This window comes from Methylobacterium sp. WL116, from assembly GCF_008039455.1.
Lineage (GTDB): Bacteria > Pseudomonadota > Alphaproteobacteria > Rhizobiales > Beijerinckiaceae > Methylobacterium.
The window spans coordinates 1-2,187 of the sequence record NZ_VRUV01000655.1 but is presented as its reverse complement, the minus strand read 5'-3'; the positions used below and the strand labels follow the sequence as shown (position 1 = coordinate 2,187).

At 74.9% G+C, this 2,187-nt stretch carries 3 protein-coding genes; 2 read left to right on the top strand and 1 reads right to left on the bottom strand.

Annotated features, from left to right (window positions below; translation table 11 throughout):
• On the bottom strand, nt 1–834 hold an 834-nt coding region (locus FV223_RS25860; protein ID WP_147729618.1), incomplete at its 3' end, for a sensor domain-containing diguanylate cyclase.
• Between the two features lie 291 nt (nt 835–1,125).
• On the opposite strand from FV223_RS25860, the gene FV223_RS25855 reads away from it, so the two are divergent.
• The gene (locus FV223_RS25855) at nt 1,126–1,593 is read left to right on the top strand and encodes a CAP domain-containing protein (RefSeq protein ID WP_243937186.1); all 468 of its coding nucleotides are present in this window, start codon (nt 1,126–1,128) and stop codon (nt 1,591–1,593) included.
• Between the two features lie 40 nt (nt 1,594–1,633).
• On the top strand, nt 1,634–2,187 hold a 554-nt coding region (locus tag FV223_RS25850; RefSeq protein WP_147729616.1), incomplete at its 3' end, for a TAXI family TRAP transporter solute-binding subunit.

Below are 2,187 nucleotides of genomic sequence, written 5' to 3'. Positions count from 1 at the left end.
CCGGATCGTGACGCCGCCGACCTGCATCGGGCGGCCCATCGCATGGACGATCCGCCCCGCCAGGGCTTCGGCGCCGCGCGCGCTGCCATGGCCGCCGAGCAGGATGGCGAATTCGTCGCCGCCGATCCGCGCCACGAGGTCGGCCCGGCGGCAGAGCCCGGCGATGCGGTCGGCCGCCTCCCGGAGGCAGGCATCGCCCGCCGCATGCCCGAAGCCGTCGTTGACCGCCTTGAAGCCGTCGAGGTCGACGAGAACGAGCAGGCCCGCGCCTTGCCGGCACAGGAACGCGAGCCGGTCCTCGAAGCACATCCGGTTGGCGAGGCCCGTCATCCCGTCGAGATCGGCCCGTCGGCGCGCCGCCTCGGCGGCCAGCCTCTCGTCGGTGATGTCCTGCTTGATCCCGAACAGCCGCACCGCGACGCCCGCGCGCGCCTCCACCGTGGCGGTCAGGCGGATCCAGCGGAGTTGCCCGGCGGCGGTGCGGATCTCGGTGTCGAGGCGGAAGCCGGTCCGCTCGGCGATCGCTCGCGAGCGGGCCGCCTCGAGGGCGCGGCGCGAGGCCTCGGGGTAGTGCTCGAGGGCGCGCCCGCGCGACAGGGCCGTCCCGCGCGGGATGCCGAACAGGTCGTAGACGCCGGAGGACCAGTCGATCGCCTCGTCGCGCAGGCGGCATTCCCACACCCCGATCCCGGCCGCGGCCGCGGCCCGGTCGAAGGTGCGCTGGCGCTCGGCCAGCCGCTCGGCGTCCCGGCGGATCAGGCGCAATTGCGCCTCGGCCGAGCGGATCGTCGCCGACGCCGCGGCGACGTCGGGGTGGATGGGCGGTCCGGTCATGCGGCGGGCGACGTCGCACCGACGAAGCCGCCCCGCAGGTTCGCCTCGATGATTTCCACGCGATTCCCGACCCGGACCGGAGCGCGCCGGGACGGCCCGGCATCGACAGCTCCATTCGGTACAGCTTAAGCGCGAGCCGGTGAAGGGTTCGTCAATCCTGATGCGCGTCGCCGCTGCACGGCGCCCCCGGGCACCCTATATGTCGCGGCGGTGGCCCGATCGACGCGGGCCGATGGCGAGCGGCGGATCGGACACGTGGGCAGCATCGGACGATACGGCGCGGGCGCCCTGCTGCTCGCCGGCGCGGCGCTGCTGGCCGGGTGCGCCACCGACACGCAGACCACCGCGGCGCTGCCGAGCCTCTACCTGCCCCTGTCGAACAACGCGGCCCACGTCGACACCGAAGCCGCCCGCGACATGATCTCGGCCTATCGCCGCGGTCGCGGCGAGGCGGCGCTCGCCCTCGACCCCGAGCTCCAGAAGCTCGCCGAGGCCGAGGCGGCGTCGATGGCGCTCGCCGACCGGCCAAGCAAGGCGCAGACCGTGAAGGGCGCCGTAGAGCGGCTCGGCTTCGCGTCGGCCAACGCCAACCTGTCGGCCGGCTACCACACCCTCGCCGAGGCCTTCTCCGGCTGGCGCGACAGCCCGCCCCACAACGCCGTGATGCTCGATCCCAAGGCCGCCCGCATGGGCATCGCCACCGCCTACGCGCCCGGATCGAAGTACAAGGTCTACTGGGCGCTGCTGACCGCGAAATGACGGCCGAGCGACGGCCCCGGCGCGGAGGCGGACACGTGCGATGCGGGTGAAGCCTGTTCTGGTCGCTCTCTGCCTGATGCTCGCCTCGTCCGCGCGGGCCGAGCCGCTTCGCCTCGTCCTCGGCACCGCCACCCCGGGCGGCGGCTTTCCGGCCTACGGCGCGGCGCTGGCGGCCTCGGTCCGCGCGGTCGACCCCGACCTGACTCTGGAGACGCGCGCCACCGGCGGCTCGGCGGAGAACGTCCGGCTGCTGCGCGAGGGCGCCCTCGACCTCGCGCTGGTGCAAGGCGAGTTCGCCTACGACGCGCTGGCGGCGGGTGACGGCCCGCGGCTCACCGCGGTCGCGCCGATGTACGCCACGCCCGGCCTGCTCGTGGTCGCGGCGGCGAGCCCGGTCCGTACCCTCGCCGACCTCGCCGGCAAGCCCGTCGCGCTCGGCACCCGGAATTCCGGGCTGACGGTGATGGGCCGCGCGGTGCTCGCTGCCTCCGGCCTCGACCCGGAGCGCGACATCGTCCCGATCCTGCTGGAGCATGCCGGCGACGGCCCGGCCATGGTCGCCGATGGGCGCGCGGCCGCGCTCTGGGGCGGCGG